Source organism: Streptomyces kryoterrae (assembly GCF_054072135.1).
The window spans coordinates 6,483,403-6,505,379 of the sequence record NZ_CM133358.1; the positions used below are offsets into that span (position 1 = coordinate 6,483,403).

The window sequence follows — 21,977 nt, forward strand, 5'->3', positions numbered from 1 at the left end:
CCCCCGATGGCTGCGCATCCGCAGCATCTTGCCGCCCAGGGTTCTATGCCGTTCATCATGATCGCAAGATGCGAAACACGGTGTTTACCGGTCATACGCGCCCATTGTGACGGCTGTTGATCCCGATTGGTGCAATTGGGACCGGTTGTGCGCGGATGGTTCCGAAGCGGTTACGGGATGTACGCGAACAGGCCCCCCGCTTCAGCGGAGGGCCTGTCGTATGTCTGTGCGCCGCCAGGGACTCGAACCCCGGACCCGCTGATTAAGAGTCAGCTGCTCTAACCAACTGAGCTAGCGGCGCGCGGTGACGCGGACAACTCTACCCGACCCGGATGAGTGGTCCGGACCGCCCGAGGTCCGCGCCCGGCCGAACGCCCGCTGTACATCATTCGGACCGTCAACATGCGACAGCGGGTGACAGTTGAGAAACTGCGAGGGTGCAGAAGCGCGCAAGTCATCGCCTGGAGGGTGAGGGGAATCGTATGGCGACTCCGGTATTCGAGGAATTCGATCCCGCGAGCGACTGCGAATGCCCCGGATGTGTTCACCGGCGACGGGCACCACCGTATTCCGGACCGGTCTCGGGAACGGGCCCGGGACCCGCCCGTACGGCGGTCCGGCGGACCCTCGTCGTCGCCGCGACGGCCTCGACGGTGCTCGGCGCCGGGCACGCCCTGCCGGCCGCCGCGGCCCCGCAGGCCCCCCACCGTCCGGGCGTACCCGCAGGTGACGAGCCCGACACCCCACAGGGCGGCAAGGCCCCGCTGCACGGCCCGGCCGGGAAACCGGCGTTGGACAAGCTCCGGACGACCACCCGGGCGGAGATCGTCAACCGGGCCAGGACCTGGGTCGCCGCCCGGGTTCCGTACAGCATGGGCACCTATTGGGGAGACGGTTACCGGCAGGACTGCTCGGGCTTCGTCTCCATGGCCTGGAACCTCCCCGGGAACGAATGGACGGGCAGCCTCGACAAGTACGGCGTACGCATTCCCAAGGAGGATCTGCAACCCGGCGACATTCTCCTGTTCCACAATCCGTCGGACCCGGAGAAGGGCTCGCACGTCGTCATTTTCGGCGGCTGGACGGACTACACGCACACCTATTACATCGCCTATGAGGAGACCCGCCCGCACGCCCGCAGGCAGGCCACCCCGCTCGCCTACTGGAGCCACTCGGACCGCTATCAGGCCTACCGGTACAAGGGCCTCACCGCGAACACGGGCGGCATCTCGGACCCGGGAGACACCGGCGGTACCGACGACCCGGACGGCACCGACGGCACGGTGGGCTCGGCACCCGGCGCCTCCCCGGACGCGACGGCCCGGTTCCCGGGGCGGACGTACTTCGGTCCCGGTGCCGGCAACAGGTACGTGACCCAGCTCGGCCACATGCTCGTGGAGCGCGGCGGCGCCCGCTACTACACCTCGGGCCCCGGCCCGCGCTGGTCGGACGCGGACCGCAGGGCGACCCGGGCGTTCCAGCAGGCCCAGGGCTGGCAGGGCACGGCGGCGGACGGACTGCCGGGGCCGCGCACCTGGGCACTGCTGGTGACCGGGACGGGCACCGACATCGGGGACGGGGGCAGCCCGGGAGGGCGGGCGACCGGGACCGACCCCGGAGCAGCCCCGGGAACCACCCCCGGAACGGTCCCCGGCGCGGCCGGTCCACCCGCCGCCGGCCAGGGGGTCCCCGGATTCCCCGGACGGGGTCTGTTCCGGCCGGGTTCCAGCAGCCCGTTCGTCACCCAGCTCGGTAAGCAGCTGGTGGAGAAGGGGTTCGGGCGGTACTACACGACCCGGCCCGACGCGCGCTGGAACGAGGCGGACCGCCGCGCGGTCCAGGCCTTCCAGCGCGCCCAGGGCTGGCGGGGCGGCGCGGCCGACGGCTACCCGGGCCCGGAGACCTGGCGCCGCCTCTTCGCCGCGTAACCCCACACGCGAACACGCGAACACGCGAACACACAAACGCACGAACATGCGAACGCGCGCATGGGTGAACGCATGGACGAACGCACGCATGACGCACGTATGAACGCATCTGGCGCGGAGGCTGGAGGCACAAATGAGTACGACGACCGAACACACACCTGAGCCCGAGGGACCCCCGGACAGCGGCCCCCGGCCCGCCCGGCTCATCCAGAACGAGGCGACCACCGAGATCCCCGTCCACCTGCTGTTCCGCGACGAACCCGACCCGGTGTCGGTGCCGCTGCGGCCCGCCGTCGTGGGCCGCAGGCAGGGTACGGGCGAGCAGCCGCGCATCCGCAGACCCGCACCGGCCGCACCACGCGCGGCGGTTCCGACGGTCGACCCCGACCTGGTGGAGCGCCCGGCGCGGGTGCTGCCCGGCGCGGTGGGTGTGCTCGCCGGTGCCACCGGGGTGGCCGGGGGCGTGCTCACCTCCTGGTGGGCGGGCGCGCTGCCGCCCCTCGCGGTGGAGGCGCTGCGGTTGCCGGAGACGTACGCGGGCGCCGGTCTCGGTCCGGCCCAGTGGGCGGCGTACGCCGGCGCGGGCGCCCTCGGGCTGTTCGGGTTCGGCGGGCTGGCGCGGGGGCGGACCGGGCGGGCCTGGGTGCTCGGCCTGTTCGGCCGCTACCGGGGGACCGTCCGGCGCACCGGGCTGCTGTGGGTCAACCCGCTGCTGCTGCGCGGCCGGGTCGACGTAAGGCTGCGGCACTGGCGCGGTGAGCCGATGCCGGCGGCCGACGCGAACGGGGTCGCGCTGCGGGTCGTCGTCCTCGTGGTGTGGCGGGTGCGGGACACCGCGCGGGCCACGCTCGGCGTCGAGGATCACGAGACGTATCTGCGCGAGTGTGTCGAGGCGGCGCTCGTCCGGGTGCCGGTCGAGATGCCGGGCGCGGGAAAGCGGGCGATGGAGGCGGCCGGGGAGGCGCTGACCCGGGCGGTCGCGGCGGACACGGCACCGGTCGGCCTGGAGGTGTTCTCGGTGCTGCCGGTCCGGGTGGAGTACGCCCCCGAGGTCGCCGCCGCGATGACCCGCCGCCGCATCGCCGCCCTGGACGCGCAGCACCGGGCCGCCGCGCTCAACTCTGTCGTCGACTCGGTGGAGGACACGGTGACCCGGCTGACCCTGCGCGGCCTGGTCGAACTGGACGACTACGAACGCAAGGCACTGGTGAAGGACCTGACGGTCGCGTTCTGCGCGGGGCGGAGCGAGCCCGGGGTGTGATTGGTCTGGACATGCCCAAGCGGCGGTAATAATCTGAGACTTGGTCTAGACCTGCACGGCTCACTTGAACCTCCCCCACGTTCAGCAGGAGCGGCAGCATGCGCGGAAAGACCAAGTCCCACAAGAAAACCAAGCTGTACGCATCCGTGGTCGGCCTGGCCACCACCGGCGCCCTCGTCCTCACCACCGGAGGCGCCAGCGGTCACGGCTACACCGACCTCCCCATCAGCAGGCAGAAGCTCTGTCAGAACGGCACCGTGACGGGCTGCGGCGACATCCAGTGGGAGCCGCAGAGCGTCGAGGGGCCCAAGGGCTTCCCCGCCGCCGGACCGGCCGACGGCCAGATCTGTTCGGCGAACCACGGCAACTTCGGCGCGCTCGACCAGCCGAAGACCCCGTCCGGCGGCACCTGGCCGGCGACCACGGTGACGGGCGGTCAGAGCTACAGCTTCCGCTGGCAGTTCACCGCCATGCACGCCACGACCGACTTCAAGTACTACGTCACGAAGTCGGGCTGGAACCAGAACCACGCCCTCACCCGTTCGGACCTCAACCTCACGCCGTTCCTCACGGTCCCCTACAACGGCCAGCGCCCGCCGGCCACGCTCTCGCACACGGGCACACTGCCGTCCGGGCTCAGCGGCCGGCAAGTGATCGTCGCGGTGTGGACGATCGCGGACACGGCCAACGCGTTCTACGCGTGCTCGGACGTCAGGTTCTGAGCATTCCTTGAGTAAATCCGCGACCCCCCACGGGTAGGTTCCCCGTACGCCCCCAGGACCAGGTGAGGCGGCGTACGGGGAGCCGTACCGAAGAAGAGACCGGGGGAACCGTCATGGACTTCATGTTCTACGGGGTGCCGACGCTCATCATCGTGATGACCGTCCTGATGGCGGCGTTCGTGATCCGCCGGGTGCTGCGGATGCGCCGCGCCTGGAACAGTGGGCTGACCGCCGAGGCGCGCTGCCTCCGGACCTACACGACCACCAGCGGAGGCTCCGGCGACTCCTCCGTGCACACGACGCTGCACCACGTGTACGAGTTCGTCGCGCGCGACGGCCGTACCGTCCGCTTCGACGAACCGCACGGCCCGGGCACGGTCATCGAGGGCGACTACGTCACCGTCTTCTACAGCGAGGGCGAGCGGATCAACGCGACGGCACACCGCCCGAGCCCGGTCCGGCACGGGCTGGCCCTGGCGGGCATCCTGGGGTTCCTCGGGGTGATGGTGGTGTTCTGTATCGGGTTCATGGTGACGTACAGCCAGATCTTCGAACCGTTCGGGGACATGTTCTTCGGCACGGACAGCGGCTACAGCGGCAGCGACTCCGGCACGGGCGACGGGTTCCCCGAGGGCTGGGACGTGAGCACCGACTCGCCGTGAGTCTCCACATCTGACGGTACGTCAACTACCGTGCCCGCCCATGGAGTTCATTGAGTCCAACGGGCCGGGCGGGCGCACGGTCGCGGAACTCGTGGCGGCGCGGTGGGGCGACCACCGGCCGGGGCTGTGGTGCGAGGACCGGACGCTCACGCATCACGAGGTGGCCGCGGGCGCGGCGGCGAGGGCCGCGCTGCTGGCCGACCTGCTGCCATCCGGCGCCGAGCCGCACGTGGGGGTCCTGCTCGACAACACCCCTGAATACCCTTTGTGGTTGAGCGCGGCGGCCCTCGCCGGCGCCGCTGTCGCGGGGATCAACCCCACCCGCCGGGGCCCCGAACTGGCCCGCGACATCCTGCACACCGAGTGCCCGGTCCTGATCACCGCGAGCACCCACCTCCCACTCCTCGCCAACCTCGAACTCCCCGGCGTAAGGCTTCTGTTGACCGACACGCAGGAGTACGAGGACCTCCTGGCCCCCTACGCCGACGCCGAACCGGACGCATCCCGCGCCACCCCCGCCGACCGTCTCCTCCTCTACTTCACCTCGGGCTCGACCGGCGCCCCCAAGGCCGCGATCTGTACCCAGGGCAGGCTCGCCGCCGCCGGGCGGACACTGGCCGGGACCTTCGGGGTGCGCCCGGACGACGTGCACTACGTCTGCATGCCGATGTTCCACGGCAACGCGGTGATCGCGGACTGGGCCCCGGCCCTGGCGGCGGGCGCCGGGGTCGCCCTGCGCCGCCGTTTCTCGGCCTCCGCCTTCCTGACGGACGTACGCCGCTACCGGGCGACCTACTTCACGTACGTCGGCCGCGCCGTCCAGTACCTGCTGGCGACGCCCGCCCGGCCCGACGACCGGGACAACCCCCTGCGGCTGGGCTTCGGCACGGAGGCGGGGGCGGTGGACGCGGCGGCCTTCCAGCGGCGGTTCGGGGTACGGCTGGTGGAGGGGTACGGCTCGTCCGAGGGCGGGGCGGCGGTGCGGTGGACGCCGGGCACCCCGGCCGGTGCCGTCGGCCGGGCGGCCCCGGACGACGACCTCGCGGTGGTCGACCCGGCGACGCGGACCGAGTGCCCGCCGGCCGCCCTGGACGCCTCGGGCCGACTGCTGAACGGGACCGTTGCGATAGGGGAGTTGGTGAACCGGGGCCCGAACCCCTTCGAGGGCTACTGGCGCAACCCCGAGGCCGAGGCGGCTTGCCGCAGGGACGGCTGGTACTGGACGGGCGACCTCTTCTACCGGGACCCGGACGGCTTCCTGTACTTCGCGGGCCGCGCCGACGACCGGCTGCGCGTCGACAGCGAGAACCTGGCCGCCGCGACGATCGAGAACATCCTTGCCCGGTACGAGGGTGCCGCGGCCGTCGCCGTGTACGCGGTGCCTGACCCGGTGGCCGGCGACCAGGTCATGGCAACCCTGGCCGGCACCTTCGACCCCGCCGCCTTCTCCGCCTTCCTGGCCGCGCAGCCCGACCTGGGGACGAAGATGGCGCCCCGGTTCGTACGGGTCGTACGGCGGATGCCGGTCACCGCGACCAACAAGATCCACCGGGCGGGACTCAGACGCGAGGGCTTCCGCTGCCCGGACCCGGTGTGGTGGCGCCCACCGGGCGAGGAGACGTACCGCAGACTGACCGGCGGCGACGTGGCGGGCCTGGTGGAGCGATACCGGGAGCGGGGGCGCGAGGAGCTGCTGAGCAGATGAGAAGCTCCTCAGCAGATGGCGAAAGGGCCTCTCGCAGCTGCGAGAGGCCCTTTCGTATGTGCGCCGCCAGGGACTCGAACCCCGGACCCGCTGATTAAGAGTCAGCTGCTCTAACCAACTGAGCTAGCGGCGCATGACTCTCGCCGACCGCTCTCGCGGCTGGCGACAAGAAAAATACTACCTGGTCCGGAAGGGTGCTCCGGACCAGGTGGCAAGGGCGGTCGGCGCGGCTAAATGGCCAGCGACAGCAGCAGGGGTCCCGCGCTCCGGTTCAGCCGGTCCGCCGCCTGGCGGAGGCGGTGGGCGTGGCGGAGCGGGAGGGAGAGGGCGAGGCAGCCGACCGTGGAACCGGCCGTGATCGGGACCGCCGCGCAGACCGTGCCGACCGCGTACTCCTGGAGGTCCAGGACCGGCACCGTGGGCGGCTGGGTCTCCAGTCGGGAGAGCAGCAGCCGCTCGTTGGTGATCGTGTGCGAGGTGAGGCGGGCCAGCTTGTGGCGGGCGAGATGGTCGCGGCGGCTGTTGTGGTCGAGCTGGCCCAGCAGGCTCTTGCCGATCGCGCTGGCGTGCGCGGCCGATCGGAAGTCGACCCACTCGTTGACCGCGGGCGTCGCCGCGCTGTCCGCGCACTGGGTGATATGGATCTCGCCGTCGACGTACCGGCTCATGTAGACGGCCGCGCCCACCGAGTCGCGCAGCCGGTCGAGGGTGTGCTGGAGCTGGGCTCGCAGGGCCTGGTCATGGCCGTGCGTGGCGCCGAGGCGGCTGAGGGCGGTGCCGGTGACGTACGAACCGTCGGCGGCTTGTTCGACGTACCCCTCGCGGCGCAGCATGCGCAGCAGGGGGGTGAGCAGGTCCGTGCCGAGGTGGGTCTGGCGGGCGATTTCGGCGTCGGTGACACCGGCGGAGTGCCGTGCCACTGTCTCCAGGACGCGTAGTGCGTCCTGGGTGGAGTGGTGCGGCGCGGTCGGCTCGTGCTTGAGAGCCACGGTGTTCCCCCTGGCTTGCTTTTAGCCGTGATCCGGACAGCCAATCCCCTCCACGATAGCCGCCAGGGGGTCCACGCGGAGGGGGCGTTGCCGAGATTCTCACCCGGGTTCCGGCCTCTCAGCAGGAGGATTGGTCACCTGGCATATGCCCATGGCATGAAGAAAGTCGCCGTGACGCCACAGGGAAGGCCGTGCCTCGCCGAGCGTCTCCAGCACGGTGATCGTCATCAGCGGCGGAGTGTCCCTTTCTCGGAGCGGCGGAACAAGGCGGTGGGTATCCCGGTGGTGGTTCAGTGCCCCGGTACGTATCCACGCTGCTTGTCGACGACGTTCGTCAGCGTTTTCCCCGTCTCCCACCGCTCGTACAACTCAAGGAACTGCGCGCCGAGTTCATCGCGCCGGCCCACCGTGTCACCGCTCATGTGCGGGGAGACGATCAGCCCGGGCACCTCCCACAGGGGACTGTCGGAGGTGAGCGGCTCGTGCTCGAACACGTCGAGGGCGGCCCCCGCGATCCACCGCTTCGACAGCGCCTCGGCGAGCGCGGCCTCGTCGACGAGCTGTCCCCGGCCGACGTTGACGAATCGCGCCGAGGGCTGCATGACACCGAAGCGGCGGGCGTCGAACATGTGGTGCGTGTCGGCGGTGAGGGGAGCGGCGGCGATCACCCAGTCGGCGCGCGCCATCAGCCGGTTGAGGTCGTCGGGCCCGTAAATGCCGGTACGCGGGGTACGCCCGACGATCGCCGTCGTCACACCAAGTGCTTTGAGATACTTCGCGATTGCCCGCCCGATGGGGCCCGACCCGACGACACAGGCCTTCGTCCCGGCGACCCGCTGCGACTCCCGGTGCCGCCATTCATGCCGCTCCTGGTGGTACAGGGTCCTCGGCAGGTCCTTGGCCATCGCGAGGACCAGCGCGGCGACGTACTCGGCGATGGGCTGGTCGAAGATGCCCCGCGCGTTGGTCACCACGGTGTCGGACGCGGCGAGTTCGGGACACATCAGATGGTCCACACCGGCGCTCGCGGTGTGCACCCAGCGCGGGCGCGCCCCCTCGCCCGGCCAGGCGGCGCGCACGGCGTGCGAGGCGAAGTCCCAGACGAGCAGGACGTCGGCGTACGGGAGTTGCCCGGCGAGGGTGGTCTCGTCGGCGTGCACGATCCGGACCCGTCCGGTGAGCCGGCCGAGCCGGGGCGGCGGATCGGCGTCCAGGACGAGAAGCGTGGGGAGCGCGGGCATCGTGAGCCGTTTCCGATCGGGAGGCTGGCCGGATGGCTGGGTTCATCCGGCGCCTGGGCGTCTGACATGCGCGGATTGACCACGCTCGCACCCGTACCCACCTTCGTCAACACGGGTGTGTGTACGGTCCGTTGCCCTGCCGGAACCGCGTATCCCGGTGATCTCGGCCAACCAGGTCACCGTGTGGGCAGCGCCGCGCCGACTGGGTACACGAGCCGTGGGACCGCCCGGCCTCAGGTACTGCCGGACGGCAGCAGGAGCAGAGCACGAACAGGAAGGCTGGACATGACGACACTCGGATTCCTCTACCCGGGCCACTCCGCCGAGGACGACTATCAGCGCATCGAGCAGCTCCTCGGCAGCGACATCCGGCTGGATCTGGTCCACACGGACCTCGGCGAGGATCTGTCGACGGGCTCGTCGGACCGCCTCGCGGCGGGCGTGGAGGAGCTGCGGCTCAGCGGCCCGGAGGCGGTGGTGTGGGCGTCCACCAGCGGCAGCTTCCGGTACGGGTGGGAGGGCGCCCAGGAGCAGATACGCGCCCTTGCCCGGGCCGCGGGCACGCCGGCGTCGTCGACGTCGTTCGCCTTCGTGCACGCGGTGCGGGAGCTGGGGGTGCGGAAGGTGGCGATCGGGGCGACGTACCCGGCGGACGTGGCGGAACTGTTCGCGGGGTTCCTCAGGGCGGCGGGGATCGAGGTGACGGCGGTCCACGGTGCCGGGATCGGCACGGCGGAGGAGGCGGGGGAGTGGGGAGAGGAGGAGCTGATGTCGCTGGTCCAGGAGGCCGACAGGGCGGACGCGGAGGCGGTGCTGCTCCCGGACACGGCACTGCATACGGCGTCCCACATCGAGACCCTGGAGAAACACCTCACGAAGCCGGTCCTCACGGCGAACCAGGTCTCCGTATGGGAGGCCCTGAGGCTGACGACCCGCAAGGTGAACGCCCCGTCCCTGGGCACCCTGTTCACCAGGGAACCGCTGGTACAGGCCTGACGCGCCGGGGAGAATCTCAGCCCGTCCGGCGTTTGAGGACGAGCGCGTGCAGCGCGAAAGGGGGGTTCGGGGCGCAGCCCCCGAGGACGGGACGGGCAGGGGCGGCGGGGGCGAAAACACTCCGGCACCCGGCTCCCCGGGCCACCCCCGGAACGCCCCCGGGAATAAACGGAGCCACCCTCCTGTTCCACCCCGGAGGACAGCACACGGCACCGAACCAGCAGCAGGAGGCACCCACCGTGACCGCAGACGCGACCGCCGGCGCGACGGCAGACGTGACGGCAGACGGGATCCGAGGCAAGACACAGGGCACCGCTCCCGTCCCCCTCTCCGTCCTGGACCTGGTCACCGTGGGCTCCGGCCACACCGCCACCGACGCCCTGCGAACCAGTGTCGCCCTCTCCCGCCTCACGGAATCCCGCGGCTTCCACCGCTACTGGGTCGCCGAACACCACTCCATGCCCGGCGTGGCCTCCTCCTCGCCCGCCGTGATCCTCGCCCACCTCGCCGCCCACACCCACCGCATCCGCCTGGGCTCCGGCGGAGTGATGCTCCCCAACCACGCCCCTCTGGTCATCGCGGAACAGTTCGGCACCCTCGAAGCCATGGCACCGGGCCGCATCGACCTGGGCCTCGGCCGCGCCCCGGGCACGGACGGCGCCACCGCGGCGGCCCTCCGCCGCACGGAGCGTCTCAACGAAGGCGCCGACGACTTCCCCCAGCAACTGGCGGAGCTGACCCGCTTCCTGGACGACGACTTCCCCGACGGCCACCCCTACCGCCGCATCCACGCCATCCCCGGCCCGATCCAGTCGACGTCCCCGGGCGGAGTCCAGTCCCCGCACCGCCCGCCCATCTGGCTGCTCGGCTCCTCCGGCTTCAGCGCGCGCCTGGCCGGCGTCCTGGGCCTCCCCTTCGCCTTCGCGCACCACTTCTCCGCGCAGAACACCGTCCCGGCCCTGGACCTCTACCGCGAGTCCTTCCAGCCCTCGGACATCCTCGACGCCCCCTACGCCGTCATCGGCGTCTCCGCCCTCGCCACCGACGACGAGAACGAGGCCCGCCGCCAGGTCCTGGCGATGGGCCTCAACATGGCCCGCCTGCGCTCCGGCCGCCCCGGCCTGTTCCCGGCCCCGGAGGAGGCGGAGGCCTACGAATTCAGCCCGATGGAACGGGAGTTCATCAGCTCCTGGATGACGAACATCGTCCACGGCACGGCCGACGAGGTCCGCACGGGCCTGGACGACCTGCAAAAGCGCACGGGAGCCGACGAGTTGATGCTCGTCTCCCACGCCCACCGGGGTGACCTGCGCCTACGCTCGTACGAACTCATCGCGGACGCCTACGGATTGCCCACAACCCCACACACGACAGCGGCCTGACGAAGCAACGGACAACAACGGATCACCCCTGCCGACACGTACTCCCTCCCATCAGCAAGGAGATCCGATCCGCCCCCACCGGCCGCGAATAAAGCCACCCCTGCCCCGTGTCGCACCCGATACGGCGCAGGCGGCCGGCCTGGGCCGCCGTCTCCACGCACTCCGCGGTGACCGTCAGCCCCAGCCGGTGCGCCAGTTGGATCATCGCCTCGACGACGATCTCGTCGGCCGGGTTCGGCGCGACACCCTCACCCTCGTACTGGAACCCCCGCACGAAAGAACCGTCCAGTTTCAGTACTGACACCGGCAGCCGGCTGAGGTAGGCCAGGTTCGAGTACCCCGTGCCGAAGTCGTCGATCGCGATGCCCACCCCCATGTCGCTGAGTGCCTGGAGTGCCTGGAGGGGCCGGCCGGCGGAGCCCATGACCGCCGACTCCGTCAGCTCCAGCTGCAACAGCTCCGCCGGCAGGCCGGTCTCCGCGAGGATCTCCGCCACGTCCGCCACCAGGTCCGAGTCCCAGACCTGACGTACGGCGACGTTCACGCTCACGAAGATCGGCGGCTTGTCCGGGCGTTCGAGCTGCCAGCGACGGGCCTGACGGCAGGCCGTGGCGAGGACCCAGCGCCCCAGCTGCACGATCGAACCGTCCTCCTCGGCCAGCCCGATGAACCGGTTCGGCGTCAACGTGCCGAACTGGGGGTGGTGCCAGCGCACCAACGCCTCGACGCCGTGCACCCGGCCGTCCGCCATACCCACCAACGGCTGGTAGTCCAGGGCGAATTCACCCCGCTCGATGGCCGGCCTGAGGGTGGAGGACAGAGCCTGGCGGGTCATGCGGTGGGCGTTGCGCTCGGGGTCGAAGAGCGTCCACCGGGACTTCCCGTCGGCCTTCGCCCAGTACAGCGTCGTGTCCGCGGCCTGCATCAGACCCGTGGGAGTCGTGCCCGCCGCGTGCCGTTCGACGACACCGATGGACGCGGAGACGGACATCCGCTGACCGGCGAGGTCGAAGGGGAGCTGGAGAGCCTTCAGCACCGACTCGGCCAGGTCGGCGAGTTGGTCGGTGCCTGTGGAGTCCTCGATCAGCAGCGCGAACTCGTCGCCGCCCAGTCTCGCCACCAGCGGGGCGACGGCGCCCGGGTTCCGCCGGGCCAGCCCCGCCTCCTCCGCGCACCGCGTGAGGCGTTCGGCCACGGCGGCGAGCAGCCGGTCGCCGACGCGGTGGCCGAGGGTGTCGTTGATGGCCTTGAAACCGTCGAGGTCCAGGTAGCACAGGCCGATCCGGCCCGTCCCGCTCTGCTCGTACGACTCCGCCTCCAGCGCCGCCGACAGCCGCTCGAAGAACAGCGTGCGGTTGGGCAGCCGGGTCACCGGATCGTGCATCTGCAAGTGCCGCAGCCGCGCCTGGAGTTCACGGCGCGCGCTGATGTCGGCCACGGACAGCAGGACGCCCCGGCCGCTGTACCCCTGAACTCCCTCCGAAGCCGGCGACCCTTCCGAACCCTCCGCCGCCTCCGCCGCGGTCTCCGCCGGCAGCGGTGAGACCGTGACCTGGGCCCAGAGGGAGTGCCCGTCCGGGTGCTTGAGGCGGCGTGTGCAGCGCAGCCGTGCCTGGCGGCCCCGCAGCACCTCGCGGTACGCGTGCCACGCACGGGTGTCGGACGCCAGGTCCACCAGGTCGGCGGCCACCTTCCCGACCAGCACGTCCGGGTCGATGCCCAGCAGTGCGCCCAGGGACTCGTTCGCCGCGACGACCAGGCCCTCGCGGTCCACCACGGCCATGGCCAGCGGCGCCGCCGCGAACGCGCCGCGCAGCAGAGCCGTACCGGCAGCCGCAGAGGAAGACGCCATGGACCCTGTGGACGCCATGGACGACGTGGATGCCCTGGACGACGTAGAAGATGTAGGCGACGTAGAAGACGTAGAAGACGTGCCGGAGTTACTCTCTGTGACGGCCGGCCGGATGAGATCTACCGAGGGCGCCGGCCCTTCGGACGTTCCGCTCACCGCTCGCTCCCGCAGTGCACTCGGTCTTGATGTGGATCCCGTCGGGTGGCCGACCGGGCGGCAAACCGCCGCCCTGGCCCAGTCCGTGCAGGAAAGTGTCAGTGAAGTGCCAGGAAAGTGTGCCGATCATAGAGGCTGGTCCCAGGCCCTTCCAGCCACTGTCCAGTGTCCATGAACGACCGGCGGTTTTGACAGATCGTTTCTGCCCGCGCCTGGACGGGTTCCTTCGCCCTCGATCGGTTGTGACGTTCCGTGAGTGTTTCGGGGTGTCGCTCCACGAAGGGTGAGCCCTCGCGTGCTTGGCCGTTTGCCGGTCGGTCCTCGATCGTCCCTGGTCATCCGCCTGATCGCCCCTCAATCACCCTTCTGGTGCAGACAAACAGGGCATACAAACGCAAGATCACACAGGCTGGGTTGCGGTGTCCCTCAATCGCATCCGGAGGTCTGCGTGCCGCGTCAGCTCCCCCGTAAGGGGCTCACCCGTGATGCCCTGACGGGATTCAAGGGGCTCGCGCGCGCCGGAGCGCGCCCCCACCTGCGCAGCACGGCCGCCGTTCTCACCACCATGACGGCCCTGGCCGCCACCTCCCTCATCGCGGGCCCCTCGGTCGCCGAACCCTTCTCGGCGCAGTCCTGCGCCCTCCAGCGCACCGACGCCCACCACTCGGAGGGCCTGGACACCTGGAACGCCGCCTATCCGCGCCCGTCCCACGCTCTCGACGCCGTGATGGTGTTCCTCTCCTTCCCGGACGCGCGCCCGCGGACCACCCCCGCCGAGCTGGCCGCCGACCACTTCCCCGCCACCAGCGACTTCTTCGCCCGTGCCTCGTACGGCAGGTTCACGCTGCGCCCGCACCCGCTCCGGAACTGGATCCGGATGCCGAGGCCGTCCACCTCGTACGCCATACAGCGGGACTGGAGCGCCGCCCACCGGGCCGCCTATCTGCGCGACGCGCTCGCCGCCGCCGACCGGGACGTCGACTTCTCGCGCTACGACATCGTGTACTTCGTGGCCGACCCCGACGCGCCCGGTGTCGACTCCGACGCGACGAAGGTCGTCAACCTGGACGTCCCGCTGCGGGCCGACGGCGCTGACATCCGCCGGGTCGTCACCGTCTTCGAGAAACACCCGCCCGACCGGCTGGTCCTCGCCCACGAGACGGGCCATGTCTTCGACCTGCCCGACCTCTACCACCGGCCCGTGGACGGCAAGGGCGACTGGGACACGTACGTCGGCGACTGGGACCTGATGGGCAGCCAGTTCGGGCTGGCGCCGGACCTGTTCGCCTGGCACAAGTGGAAACTGGGGTGGCTGGAACCGCGCCAGGTGGTGTGCGTCCGCGGGAGAGGAACGACCCGGCTGACCCTGGAATCGCTGGGGGCGCGTCCGGCCACGACGGTATACGCGGGTGCGGGTGCGGGTACGGTCGGCGGCGGGGGTTCGGGTGCGGGGGCGCCGGTCTTCGGGCAGGGGGACGGGGTGAAGCTGGCCGTCGTGCGGACCGGGGTCGACCGGGCGCTCGCCTTCGAGGCGCGGGGGACGACGGGCAACGACAGCGCGACCTGCACGCAGGGTGTGCTCGTCTACCGGGTGCGCGGCGGAGCCGAGTCGGGCGGTGGCCCGGTCGAGGTGGTCGACGCCCATCCGCGCACCGAGGCCTGCTGGGAGGACTCCGTGTACCCGCCCCTCGCGGACGCGCCCGTCGCCCTCGGCGAGAGCTTCACGGTGCCCGGCGAGAACGTCCGCGTCGAGGTGGAGGGCCGTACGCCCTCGGGGGCGTGGACGGTACAGATCACGGGTGCGGGCTAAGAGGTGCGGCCAAGGGTTTGACCAACGGGTTTGACCAACGGGTTTGGTGAACAGGTTTGACGAAGGGGTCCGGAAAAGACGTTGGCGAGGCTGTTGGTGAACAGCCTCGCCAATCGACAACGTGCGCCGCCAGGGACTCGAACCCCGGACCCGCTGATTAAGAGTCAGCTGCTCTAACCAACTGAGCTAGCGGCGCTTGCTGACGTCGTAGACCTTAGCATCCTGATCGACGGGAGGAAAAATCGATATCCGCACCCCGCCGGAGACCGCGGAACGGGCCGCTCGCACGGCCGCCCAGAGCAGGATTTCCGGGCCCGGAAGCCAGGGGCGGCCGGTGTCGGGGGCGACGACCCAGCGGGATTCCGGCCGGGGGTCGTCCACTGCCTCCCCGTGCTCGATGTCGTCGGTCACCAGTGCGGGGACCGTCACGGCGTCGCCGCGGCCGTGGCAGAGGAGTGGCGGGATGGAGTGCCGGCGCCGGGCGCCACCGTCCTCGCCTCCCGAGCCCCACTCCTCCCACCTCAGCAGCGACGGCAGCCGTTGGGCCGTACCCAGCGCCGCGAACAGGAGGATCCGGCCCCGGTAGGCCGCCACCGGACCGGAACCGGGCCCGTCGTCCCAGAGGCGGTCGAGCATCCTGCGGCCGAAGACGGCCGGCACGTTGACGACGTCGAACGCGGTGCCGCAGGGCAGGACGAGCGGTGCGGTGGGCCGCTCGGCCCAGAGTGAGAGCGTGCTGCGCGGATACGTTCCTGCGGAGGCGAGCCAGACGGCGCCCTCCGAGGTGACTCCCGAGACGTCAGAGTGTGTGCTGCTCATGGCATCTAGATCTACCGGCAGTGACCGCGTGATCTCCGAGGGTTGTCGGAAACCGGGACGGGAGGGGGCGAGGTGGGGTACCTTGCCCCACTGAATATGCCGCACGGACTTTCGAGACCGGAACGGACCGGATGGGACGCGTCCGGACTGGACCGGATTGGAGCGGACTGGACCGGACGGGATGGAATGCGACCGGGCTGGATCGGAACGGATGGGATGTGACCGGATCAGACCGGGTCGACGTGTCCCTGACCGTGTCCGCTGTTACCGCGCCCGCTCCCACCGCCTCCGCTGGCGTTCTCCCCGCCGTCGCGCAGCAGCTCACGGCCGTACTCGACCATCTTCCTCGCGTAGTCCTCGGTCCACTGTGCCTGTTCCGCGATGTCGGCCGCGGTCAGCCGGTCGAAGCGGCGCGGGTCGGCGAGTTGGGCCGCCGCCATGGCCTGGTACTCGACCGCGCGGTCGGTCGCGGCGCGGAACGCGAGGGTCAGCTCCGTGGCGCGGGTCAGCAGCGCGCGGGGGTCGTCTATCGACTCCAGGTCGAAGAAGTGCTCGGGGTCGTCGGCCACCTGCGTGGGCTCGAAGAGCAGGGGCGCGGGGCGTAGCCGCGGTTCGTTGCGACGCGGCGTTGGCTCCGCCATGTCTTCTCCTCCTCGTACGGTCCGCATCGTTCGTACGTACCCTCCATGCGCAACGGCATGTACGGCACACGGTCGAAAGGCCCCGCCGTCGAGCAGAGCCACCGTCCATTGTCCCCTGCCCGCGCAAGTGGGCCCCGGGTTCGCCCCATGAGGCACCTGATCTGCCCCTACGGTCACCAGCGACCCGGTGGTGCGGGTCACCCGGTGCTCCGCGAGATGCGACAGCACCGCGTGGTTGGCCTCCCAGCCGTCCGGGGCTGTAACCATCGGCCGCCTCGGGCGGCGTGCCGGACACCGTCCGGCGATGGGGCGGCGCTGAGCCGGGCGCCTGTTGGCCAGGGGCCCGGGCGCGTCGATCACGGCTGCCAGGACACCCGGTGCTCGGACCAGCGATCCCATGTGGACATCATTGCCTCCCAGCCGTCCGGGAACTTCACCGTCACCCCGAGCTGGACCGGTTCCGTCGACGGATGGTCATCCAGGAGTTCCGTCACGCCCGCCCGGCACACCACCACGCACGCGTGCCGGTGTCTGGAGGCGAGGACGCAGAGGCGACCCGTCTCCAGGTGGAAGGCGGTGGCGTCGGGGCGGCCGGAGAGGGGGTGCAGGATCACCGTCACGTCGAACTCCCGCCCCTGGAGGCGGTTCGCCGTGTCCACGGTGACATCCGCGACCCCCAGCTCGGCGAGCGCCGCCCGGACCGCCGCCGCCTGGTCCCGGTGCGCGGTGCCGACCGCGATCCGGTCGGCGGTGAGCGGCGTCGGGTCGGGTCCGCGTTCCGACGTGGCCGCGCCGCCCCGGTCCAGCATGCGGCGTACGACCACGGCGACCGCGCGTACCGCCTCGGGGTCCGTGCGCGGGGTGTGCCGGGCGGGGAGTTCCAGCAGGCCCCAGCCCGATTCGGCGGCCTCGTCGAGCACCCGGTCCGGGGCCGAGCCGTCCGACGGGACCGCGAAGGCGAGCCGCCGGTCGCCGTGGCCGGTGCCGCTGCGGAACGGGGTGTACGGGTAGAAGGCGGCCGAGACCAGCGGCGCGGCCGAGGCCGGGAGCCGCCAGGACACCGGGAGGCGGTGCTGGGGCAGCTCGGGGTTGTGGGCCAGGAGGGTCGTGACCGCCGAGGCCGACGGGTCGTACGACAGGCCCGCCCACTGCTCCGCGCCGACGATCGAGAAGGGGTCCAGCTGGCCCGGGTCGCCCACGAACAGGGCCCGCTCGAACAGTCCGGCGACGGCGAGCAGCGCGTCCGAGCGCATCTGGTACGCCTCGTCCACGATCGCGTGCCGCCACGGCTCGTCGACCTTGACGTGGGCCCACTTGGCGGCCGTGGAGATCACCACGTCCAGGCCCGCGAGCTCGGCCGCCTTCGCGGACTTCCGTACGTTCGACAGGCCGTCCAGCGCCTTGTCGTACGGGTCGGAGTCACTGCTGTGCAGGCGGCCCACCGGCAGCTCGGGGTTCTTCTCGGCGAGGCGGACGACGAGATCGTCGACCTGGGCGTTGGTCTGCGCGATGACCATCAACGGGCGCCCGGCCTCGGCCAGTTCGAGCGCCGCCCGGACCACGAGCGTGGACTTCCCGGCCCCGGGCGGCGAGTCGACGACGACTCCGCGGTGGGTGCCGTGCAGCGTGTCCCGGAGGATCGCGTCGGTGGCCCGGCCGGCGGCGGCTCCGGGATCGAAAGCGGCCTGCGGGGGGTGAGCGGGGTTCACAGGGGGACTTCCTCGGGGGTGGGACGGAGGCGGTAGCCGGGGGCCGAAGTGCACCTACGCGCGTGGGCGGTCGTCCGGGCGTCAGCCTCGGTGTGGCGGCAGCGGTGTCGTTGGGCGGCGGCGATCGAAATACCCCTCCGCGAACCGGCCTTCACAGGATGTCTTCCTCGGTCACCGGGTCGGCCGCCGGCAGCGTCGGTGTCGCTTCCTCGCCCGGTGGGCCGCCGTGGGTCCACGGGGTCTGGTCCGCGTCAGGGAGCTTCGCGCCGCCCCGCTGCTCGTGCTCGAAGAGGGTGAAGCAGACCAGGTCCCCCTTCTCGGGCACCGAGCCGGCCTCGGGTTCCTTGCCGCGGCCCATCTTGTCGACCACCCGCAGGACGATCACCGAACCCTCGGATCCCGGATCGTCCTCACGGCCCACGAACTCCGCCGCCTGCGGTTTGCCGCCCAGCGAGCGGTACACCTTCATCCGCTCGCCGAGCTGCGGGCGGTCGTCCGTGCGTACGGTCACCAGTGGGCGCGGGCTCGGGCGCTTGCCCTCGCTGTACGTCATGAGGACGTCCGTGACCTCGCCCGCGAACGCCTCCCCGGACAGCCGCCGGCCCGCCATCACCAGCGGGTCGTCCAGTGCCTCCTGGGCCTCCAGACGGGCCTGTTCCCGCTCGCGCGTGGCCAGTTTGTTCGCCGCCGTCACCGCGTCGTCGCGGCGCGGCTGCGGGGGCTCGCCCGCGGTGACCCGGTCGCGGTGGCCGGTGAACGACCAGCGGTCGCGGGTCCACCGGTCGGCCGCGTGGGCGCCCTCCGGCAGCGTCCGCAGCAGGTCGAGGCCGCGCCACACCGCGTCCCAGGTGGGCCGCGTACGGCTCTCGACGAGGGCGCGGATCTCCCGCTCGGCGGCACTGAGTTCGCCGAGCCGGTCGTCCGCCGACTCGCCGTCCTCGGCGCCGGCGAGTGCCGCCCGCGCGCGGTTGTAGTTCTCGATCGCGGGGGCGAGCAGCTTGTTGTCGAACGCGGGGTCGGTCGCCGGACCGGCCGGCGGCCACAGCAGCTGCCCCTTGGCGTCCCGCGCCAGCTCGGCCCGCAGCGCCGCCTCGGCGCCCGACACGCCGTCCGGCGGGTCGATCCAGGCGAGCAGCGCGCCCAGGTGCTGGTCCTCCAGCGTGGACTGACCGGTGGCCCAGTGCCGCGACAGCACGTCCGTCAGCGCCAGGAGGAGAGCGGAGCCGGGGACCCGGGCCCGCTCCCCGTAGTGCGTGAACCAGCGGCCGAGCAACGGTACCCGGGGCGGCGCGGGATGCGGCGTCTCCGGGTCCTGTTCCGCCGTACGCCGGAAGCGCATCGAGCGCCCCAGCAGCCGTACGAAGTCGATGCCGGCGCGGCTCGGGACGATCAACTGGGGTGCGTCCGCGCACAGTTCGACCTCGACCTTGACGCGCTTGCCGGTCTCCGGGTCGATCTCGTTGCGCTCCGCGGGCTCCACCGCGTCGGCGTGGGAGTCGATGAACGGCAGGACGACGTCGGCCAGTTCGGCGAGGAACGCGAACCTGAGGTCGCGGTCACGCGGCTGCGGTACGACGAGCAGGCGGGGCGCGTCCCGGTCGTCGCCGACCAGTGCGCCCAGCGGGGCCCCGGCCTCACCGGCGGTGATCAGCGGTACGAGGACGAGGGGCCGCTCGGACAGGTGGCGGTGCCGGACGGTGGCGGCGGGCTGGGCGCGCCCGGTGCTGACGGCTTCCAGGCGGGCGAGCGTGGCGATCAACGACATACGGCACCCCCAGGTTCCAACTCCGACTTCGGTTCGAACTCCAGCTCTGGGGAGGCGAGTTCGGCGCCGCGCAGTGCCTCCGCGCGCAGGGCCGCCGCCCTCCGTAGCGCGGCCACCGTCGGGTCCTGGGGGTCACCGGACCGGCCGTGGGCCGCCGACAACACGTCGTCGACCGTGGTCAGGGCGCCCAGTTCGGCCCGTACGGAACGGCCCAGGGACGTCACCGCGCCTCGCGCGCGGGAACGGTCGCGGCAGTGGAATGCCAGCTCGCACGCGGACAGACACTCCGGCGCGTACTCCGCGGGGACCGACTCGACCGCCGCGGTCAGTTCGGCGGTGGGCAGGTCCGGGGCGAAGCAGGTGCCCTCGGGGAGGGTGTCGGCGATGTCCTCGATACGGGTCAGCCGGGACAGCTGGCGGCCGGTCACCGCGCGCTGTTTGCGGACGTCGACCGCGGACGCCGCCGCGAGGTTGGAGAAGTCCTTCGGGCAGACCAGCAGCACCCGGTGGTGCACGACCGGCGCCGGGTCGCCGTCCTGGACGAGCCGGGCGGCGACCTCCTCCAGCGCCAGCACGTACACCGCGGCCTGGCGGGCCGCCGCGCCCACCTTCGCGGGGTCCGCCGAACCGTCCAGCATGGGGAAGGACTTGATCTCGACGACCGTCCAGCCGCCGTCCGGGTGCACGACCACCGCGTCCGGTTCCAGGAAGGCGGGCGAGCCCGCGACGTCGAGGACGAGCATGGGGTGGTCGAGGAGTGTCCAGACGCCGGTACGGGTGCCGGCCCGCGTCGCCGCTGTGGCTTCCCGCAGGGCCAGTGCCGTCCGCGCGGTGCGGCCCTCCGGTCCGCTCGCCGTGAGGTCGGGGACCGTGGCCTCCACCGGCGGTTCGGCACCCGGGTCCAGCTTCTCGTGCACCAGCCGGAGCAGTTCCGCGCCGCCGTCGGCCTTGACCCGGGCCTCGAAGGTGTTGCCGCGTGCCAGGGCGAACTGGGACTGCCCGAAGGCGGACGGTGAGCCCAGCGCGCCGGCCAGCGTCGCCTTGTTCACTCCCGCGCCGTCCAGGATCGCGCGCCGCCTGCACCCGGGGTTGGCCGCGAGGGCCGCGAGGGCACGTGCGTCCAGCGCCTTGGCCGGTACCGCGGGGCCGCGCAGCTCAGCGAGCCGCTGCCGCAGCGCCGTCCTCCGCGTCCGCGGAAGCGGCACTCGGCTCGGGCCCCGGTCCGGGACCTGGCCCGAAGACGGACTCGCGCTGCCTTGGAATTCGCTCACGCGGGGCAGTCTGGCATTCACCACTGACAATTGGGGCCTCTGCGCCACGCGAGCGCGTTGCGACGGGCGCGACAGGCGCGACGCGGGCCGTGATCCACACCCTCGCCCGGTCCGCGTTCCGTATGACGAGCGGCGCCAGCAGCAACCCGAGGCCCATCACCGCGGCGCCCGCGGCGGCGTCGAGGAAGTAGTGGTTCGCGGTGCCCATCACCACGATCGTGGTGATCAGCGGGTAGGCGACGCCCAGGACCCTGGTGGTGCGCGTACCGCCGTACCGCCACAGCATCACTCCGCACCACAGGGCCCAGCCGACGTGCAGGCTGGGCATCGCCGCGTACTGGTTCGTCATGCCGCCGAGCCCCCGCGGGGCGCTGGCCTGGCCGCCCCACCAGCCGTACGAGCTGTACTGGGCCATCGTGTCCACGAAGCCGTGGCCGGCGTCGAGCAGGCGGGGCGGGCAGGTGGGCAGCAGGGTGAAGCCGATGAGGCCGATGAAGGTCGAGGTCATCAGCCAGGCGCGGGCCGCCCGGTAGCGGACGGCATGGGAGCGGAAGAGCCAGATCAGGATGGCGGGGGTGACGAGGTAGTGCAGCGACGCGTACCAGAAGTCGGCCGGTACGCCGATCCAGGATTCGCGGGTGAACAGGCGGTTGAGCGGGTGCTCGGCGTTCAGCCGCAGTGCCTTCTCGAACCGGAGGATGGCCAGGCCGTGCTCGACGGCGGTCGACTCGTCGCCCCGCACCAGCAGGCGTCCGGCCGAATAGCACGCGTAGACCAGCAGGAGCAGTGGCAGCTCGGTCCACCAGCGGAGGCGGGTGGGCGAGACCGCCCCGGTCCGTGCACTGTCGGTCCGCGGCATCCGATCGTCTCTCCCACTCTGTGTTCCCGTTGAGCTGCGCCTCCGGTCGTCGGTGGCCTGCGGTTCGTCCGGTTTTACGGTGTACGTGAACGCCGTGAACGGCACTCTGTCCCACAAGACGCAAAGATCGACCCGCCGGTTGCCCTCGGACAGCGTGCGCGATGATGGAGGGGTTCCGCCTTGCTTTTCCGCCATTCGGTACCTCTGAT

General features: G+C 71.5%; 17 protein-coding genes, 3 tRNA genes and 1 pseudogene. 9 read left to right on the forward strand and 12 right to left on the reverse strand.

Features of this window, described 5'->3' with window-relative positions; all coding sequences use genetic code 11:
- Window positions 1–227: 227 nt before the first annotated feature.
- Window positions 228–301 (reverse strand) — tRNA-Lys (locus ACW4TU_RS28810).
- Between the two features lie 181 nt (window positions 302–482).
- On the opposite strand from ACW4TU_RS28810, the gene ACW4TU_RS28815 reads away from it, so the two are divergent.
- The 5 genes from ACW4TU_RS28815 to ACW4TU_RS28835 all read left to right on the forward strand — a co-directional run bounded on the left by ACW4TU_RS28815 (window position 483) and on the right by ACW4TU_RS28835 (window position 6,278).
- The gene (locus ACW4TU_RS28815; protein WP_457417729.1) at window positions 483–1,928 is read left to right on the forward strand and encodes a peptidoglycan-binding protein; all 1,446 of its coding nucleotides are present in this window, start codon (window positions 483–485) and stop codon (window positions 1,926–1,928) included.
- A 133-nt stretch (window positions 1,929–2,061) separates the two neighbouring features.
- Window positions 2,062–3,189: an SPFH domain-containing protein gene (locus tag ACW4TU_RS28820; protein WP_457417731.1), complete on the forward strand. Its 1,128-nt coding sequence runs from the start codon at window positions 2,062–2,064 to the stop codon at window positions 3,187–3,189.
- A gap of 98 nt (window positions 3,190–3,287) precedes the next feature.
- The gene (locus ACW4TU_RS28825; RefSeq protein WP_457417733.1) at window positions 3,288–3,911 is read left to right on the forward strand and encodes a lytic polysaccharide monooxygenase auxiliary activity family 9 protein; all 624 of its coding nucleotides are present in this window, start codon (window positions 3,288–3,290) and stop codon (window positions 3,909–3,911) included.
- A gap of 113 nt (window positions 3,912–4,024) precedes the next feature.
- Window positions 4,025–4,573, forward strand: coding sequence for a DUF3592 domain-containing protein (locus tag ACW4TU_RS28830; RefSeq protein ID WP_457417735.1), 549 nt, complete (start codon window positions 4,025–4,027; stop codon window positions 4,571–4,573).
- A 40-nt stretch (window positions 4,574–4,613) separates the two neighbouring features.
- Window positions 4,614–6,278 carry an AMP-binding protein gene (locus ACW4TU_RS28835; protein ID WP_457417737.1) on the forward strand — a complete coding sequence of 555 codons (1,665 nt, stop codon included), beginning with the start codon at window positions 4,614–4,616 and terminating at the stop codon, window positions 6,276–6,278.
- 59 nt (window positions 6,279–6,337) lie between these two features.
- On the opposite strand, the gene ACW4TU_RS28840 is transcribed toward ACW4TU_RS28835, so the two are convergent.
- From ACW4TU_RS28840 to ACW4TU_RS28850, 3 genes are all read right to left on the reverse strand, one after another.
- Window positions 6,338–6,411 (reverse strand) — tRNA-Lys (locus tag ACW4TU_RS28840).
- 97 nt (window positions 6,412–6,508) lie between these two features.
- Window positions 6,509–7,267: an IclR family transcriptional regulator gene (locus ACW4TU_RS28845; protein ID WP_457417739.1), complete on the reverse strand. Its 759-nt coding sequence runs from the start codon at window positions 7,265–7,267 to the stop codon at window positions 6,509–6,511.
- Between the two features lie 290 nt (window positions 7,268–7,557).
- On the reverse strand, window positions 7,558–8,508 hold the full coding sequence (locus ACW4TU_RS28850) for a D-2-hydroxyacid dehydrogenase (protein WP_457417741.1): 951 nt from the start codon (window positions 8,506–8,508) through the stop codon (window positions 7,558–7,560).
- 142 nt (window positions 8,509–8,650) lie between these two features.
- Between ACW4TU_RS28850 and ACW4TU_RS28855 the strand changes: the two are divergent.
- From ACW4TU_RS28855 to ACW4TU_RS28865, 3 genes and pseudogenes are all read left to right on the forward strand, one after another.
- A pseudogene (locus ACW4TU_RS28855) lies at window positions 8,651–8,797 on the forward strand (maleate cis-trans isomerase family protein); the annotation flags it as partial.
- The gene (locus tag ACW4TU_RS28860) at window positions 8,794–9,504 is read left to right on the forward strand and encodes a maleate cis-trans isomerase family protein (RefSeq protein ID WP_457417743.1); all 711 of its coding nucleotides are present in this window, start codon (window positions 8,794–8,796) and stop codon (window positions 9,502–9,504) included. The pseudogene ACW4TU_RS28855 and the gene ACW4TU_RS28860, both read left to right, overlap by 4 nt.
- A 275-nt stretch (window positions 9,505–9,779) precedes the next feature.
- Window positions 9,780–10,886: an LLM class flavin-dependent oxidoreductase gene (locus ACW4TU_RS28865; RefSeq protein WP_457430361.1), complete on the forward strand. Its 1,107-nt coding sequence runs from the start codon at window positions 9,780–9,782 to the stop codon at window positions 10,884–10,886.
- A gap of 22 nt (window positions 10,887–10,908) precedes the next feature.
- On the opposite strand, the gene ACW4TU_RS28870 is transcribed toward ACW4TU_RS28865, so the two are convergent.
- Window positions 10,909–12,738 (reverse strand): putative bifunctional diguanylate cyclase/phosphodiesterase, encoded by a 1,830-nt coding sequence (locus tag ACW4TU_RS28870; RefSeq protein ID WP_457417745.1) that lies wholly within the window; start codon window positions 12,736–12,738, stop codon window positions 10,909–10,911.
- A gap of 604 nt (window positions 12,739–13,342) precedes the next feature.
- Here ACW4TU_RS28870 and ACW4TU_RS28875 point away from each other — a divergent pair.
- Window positions 13,343–14,704 carry a M6 family metalloprotease domain-containing protein gene (locus tag ACW4TU_RS28875; RefSeq protein WP_457417747.1) on the forward strand — a complete coding sequence of 454 codons (1,362 nt, stop codon included), beginning with the start codon at window positions 13,343–13,345 and terminating at the stop codon, window positions 14,702–14,704.
- 122 nt (window positions 14,705–14,826) lie between these two features.
- Here the strand turns inward: ACW4TU_RS28875 and ACW4TU_RS28880 are convergent.
- The 7 genes from ACW4TU_RS28880 to ACW4TU_RS28910 all read right to left on the reverse strand — a co-directional run bounded on the left by ACW4TU_RS28880 (window position 14,827) and on the right by ACW4TU_RS28910 (window position 21,768).
- Window positions 14,827–14,900: transfer RNA gene (locus ACW4TU_RS28880), tRNA-Lys, on the reverse strand.
- A complete protein-coding gene (locus ACW4TU_RS28885) occupies window positions 14,891–15,523 on the reverse strand; it encodes a hypothetical protein (protein WP_457417749.1) in 633 nt (210 codons plus the stop codon). Before ACW4TU_RS28885 ends, ACW4TU_RS28880 begins: the two co-directional genes overlap by 10 nt.
- A 227-nt stretch (window positions 15,524–15,750) precedes the next feature.
- On the reverse strand, window positions 15,751–16,164 hold the full coding sequence (locus tag ACW4TU_RS28890) for a hypothetical protein (protein ID WP_457417751.1): 414 nt from the start codon (window positions 16,162–16,164) through the stop codon (window positions 15,751–15,753).
- A 356-nt stretch (window positions 16,165–16,520) separates the two neighbouring features.
- Window positions 16,521–17,873 carry an AAA domain-containing protein gene (locus tag ACW4TU_RS28895; RefSeq protein ID WP_457417753.1) on the reverse strand — a complete coding sequence of 451 codons (1,353 nt, stop codon included), beginning with the start codon at window positions 17,871–17,873 and terminating at the stop codon, window positions 16,521–16,523.
- A 151-nt stretch (window positions 17,874–18,024) separates the two neighbouring features.
- Complete coding sequence (locus ACW4TU_RS28900) at window positions 18,025–19,638, reverse strand: hypothetical protein (protein ID WP_457417755.1); 1,614 nt, start codon at window positions 19,636–19,638, stop codon at window positions 18,025–18,027.
- Window positions 19,629–20,843, reverse strand: a complete 1,215-nt coding sequence (locus ACW4TU_RS28905; RefSeq protein WP_457430363.1) for a hypothetical protein — start codon at window positions 20,841–20,843, stop codon at window positions 19,629–19,631. Before ACW4TU_RS28905 ends, ACW4TU_RS28900 begins: the two co-directional genes overlap by 10 nt.
- Entirely contained in the window at window positions 20,794–21,768 is a 975-nt protein-coding gene (locus ACW4TU_RS28910) for a phosphatase PAP2 family protein (protein ID WP_457417757.1), read from the reverse strand. The genes ACW4TU_RS28905 and ACW4TU_RS28910 overlap by 50 nt, the downstream gene beginning before the upstream one ends.
- Between the last annotated feature and the right edge of the window lie 209 nt (window positions 21,769–21,977).

Excerpts from the sequence above, each read along its gene's own strand:
- ACW4TU_RS28890 (WP_457417751.1), bottom strand. The coding sequence starts at position 16,164 with ATGGCGGAGCCAACGCCGCGTCGCAACGAACCGCGGCTACGCCCCGCG.
- ACW4TU_RS28850 (WP_457417741.1), bottom strand. The coding sequence starts at position 8,508 with ATGCCCGCGCTCCCCACGCTTCTCGTCCTGGACGCCGATCCGCCGCCC.
- ACW4TU_RS28830 (WP_457417735.1), top strand. The coding sequence starts at position 4,025 with ATGGACTTCATGTTCTACGGGGTGCCGACGCTCATCATCGTGATGACC.
- ACW4TU_RS28870 (WP_457417745.1), bottom strand. The coding sequence starts at position 12,738 with ATGGCGTCTTCCTCTGCGGCTGCCGGTACGGCTCTGCTGCGCGGCGCG.
- ACW4TU_RS28910 (WP_457417757.1), bottom strand. The coding sequence starts at position 21,768 with ATGCCGCGGACCGACAGTGCACGGACCGGGGCGGTCTCGCCCACCCGC.
- ACW4TU_RS28835 (WP_457417737.1), top strand. The coding sequence starts at position 4,614 with ATGGAGTTCATTGAGTCCAACGGGCCGGGCGGGCGCACGGTCGCGGAA.
- ACW4TU_RS28885 (WP_457417749.1), bottom strand. The coding sequence starts at position 15,523 with ATGAGCAGCACACACTCTGACGTCTCGGGAGTCACCTCGGAGGGCGCC.
- ACW4TU_RS28820 (WP_457417731.1), top strand. The coding sequence starts at position 2,062 with ATGAGTACGACGACCGAACACACACCTGAGCCCGAGGGACCCCCGGAC.
- ACW4TU_RS28825 (WP_457417733.1), top strand. The coding sequence starts at position 3,288 with ATGCGCGGAAAGACCAAGTCCCACAAGAAAACCAAGCTGTACGCATCC.
- ACW4TU_RS28900 (WP_457417755.1), bottom strand. The coding sequence starts at position 19,638 with ATGTCGTTGATCGCCACGCTCGCCCGCCTGGAAGCCGTCAGCACCGGG.
- ACW4TU_RS28815 (WP_457417729.1), top strand. The coding sequence starts at position 483 with ATGGCGACTCCGGTATTCGAGGAATTCGATCCCGCGAGCGACTGCGAA.
- ACW4TU_RS28860 (WP_457417743.1), top strand. The coding sequence starts at position 8,794 with ATGACGACACTCGGATTCCTCTACCCGGGCCACTCCGCCGAGGACGAC.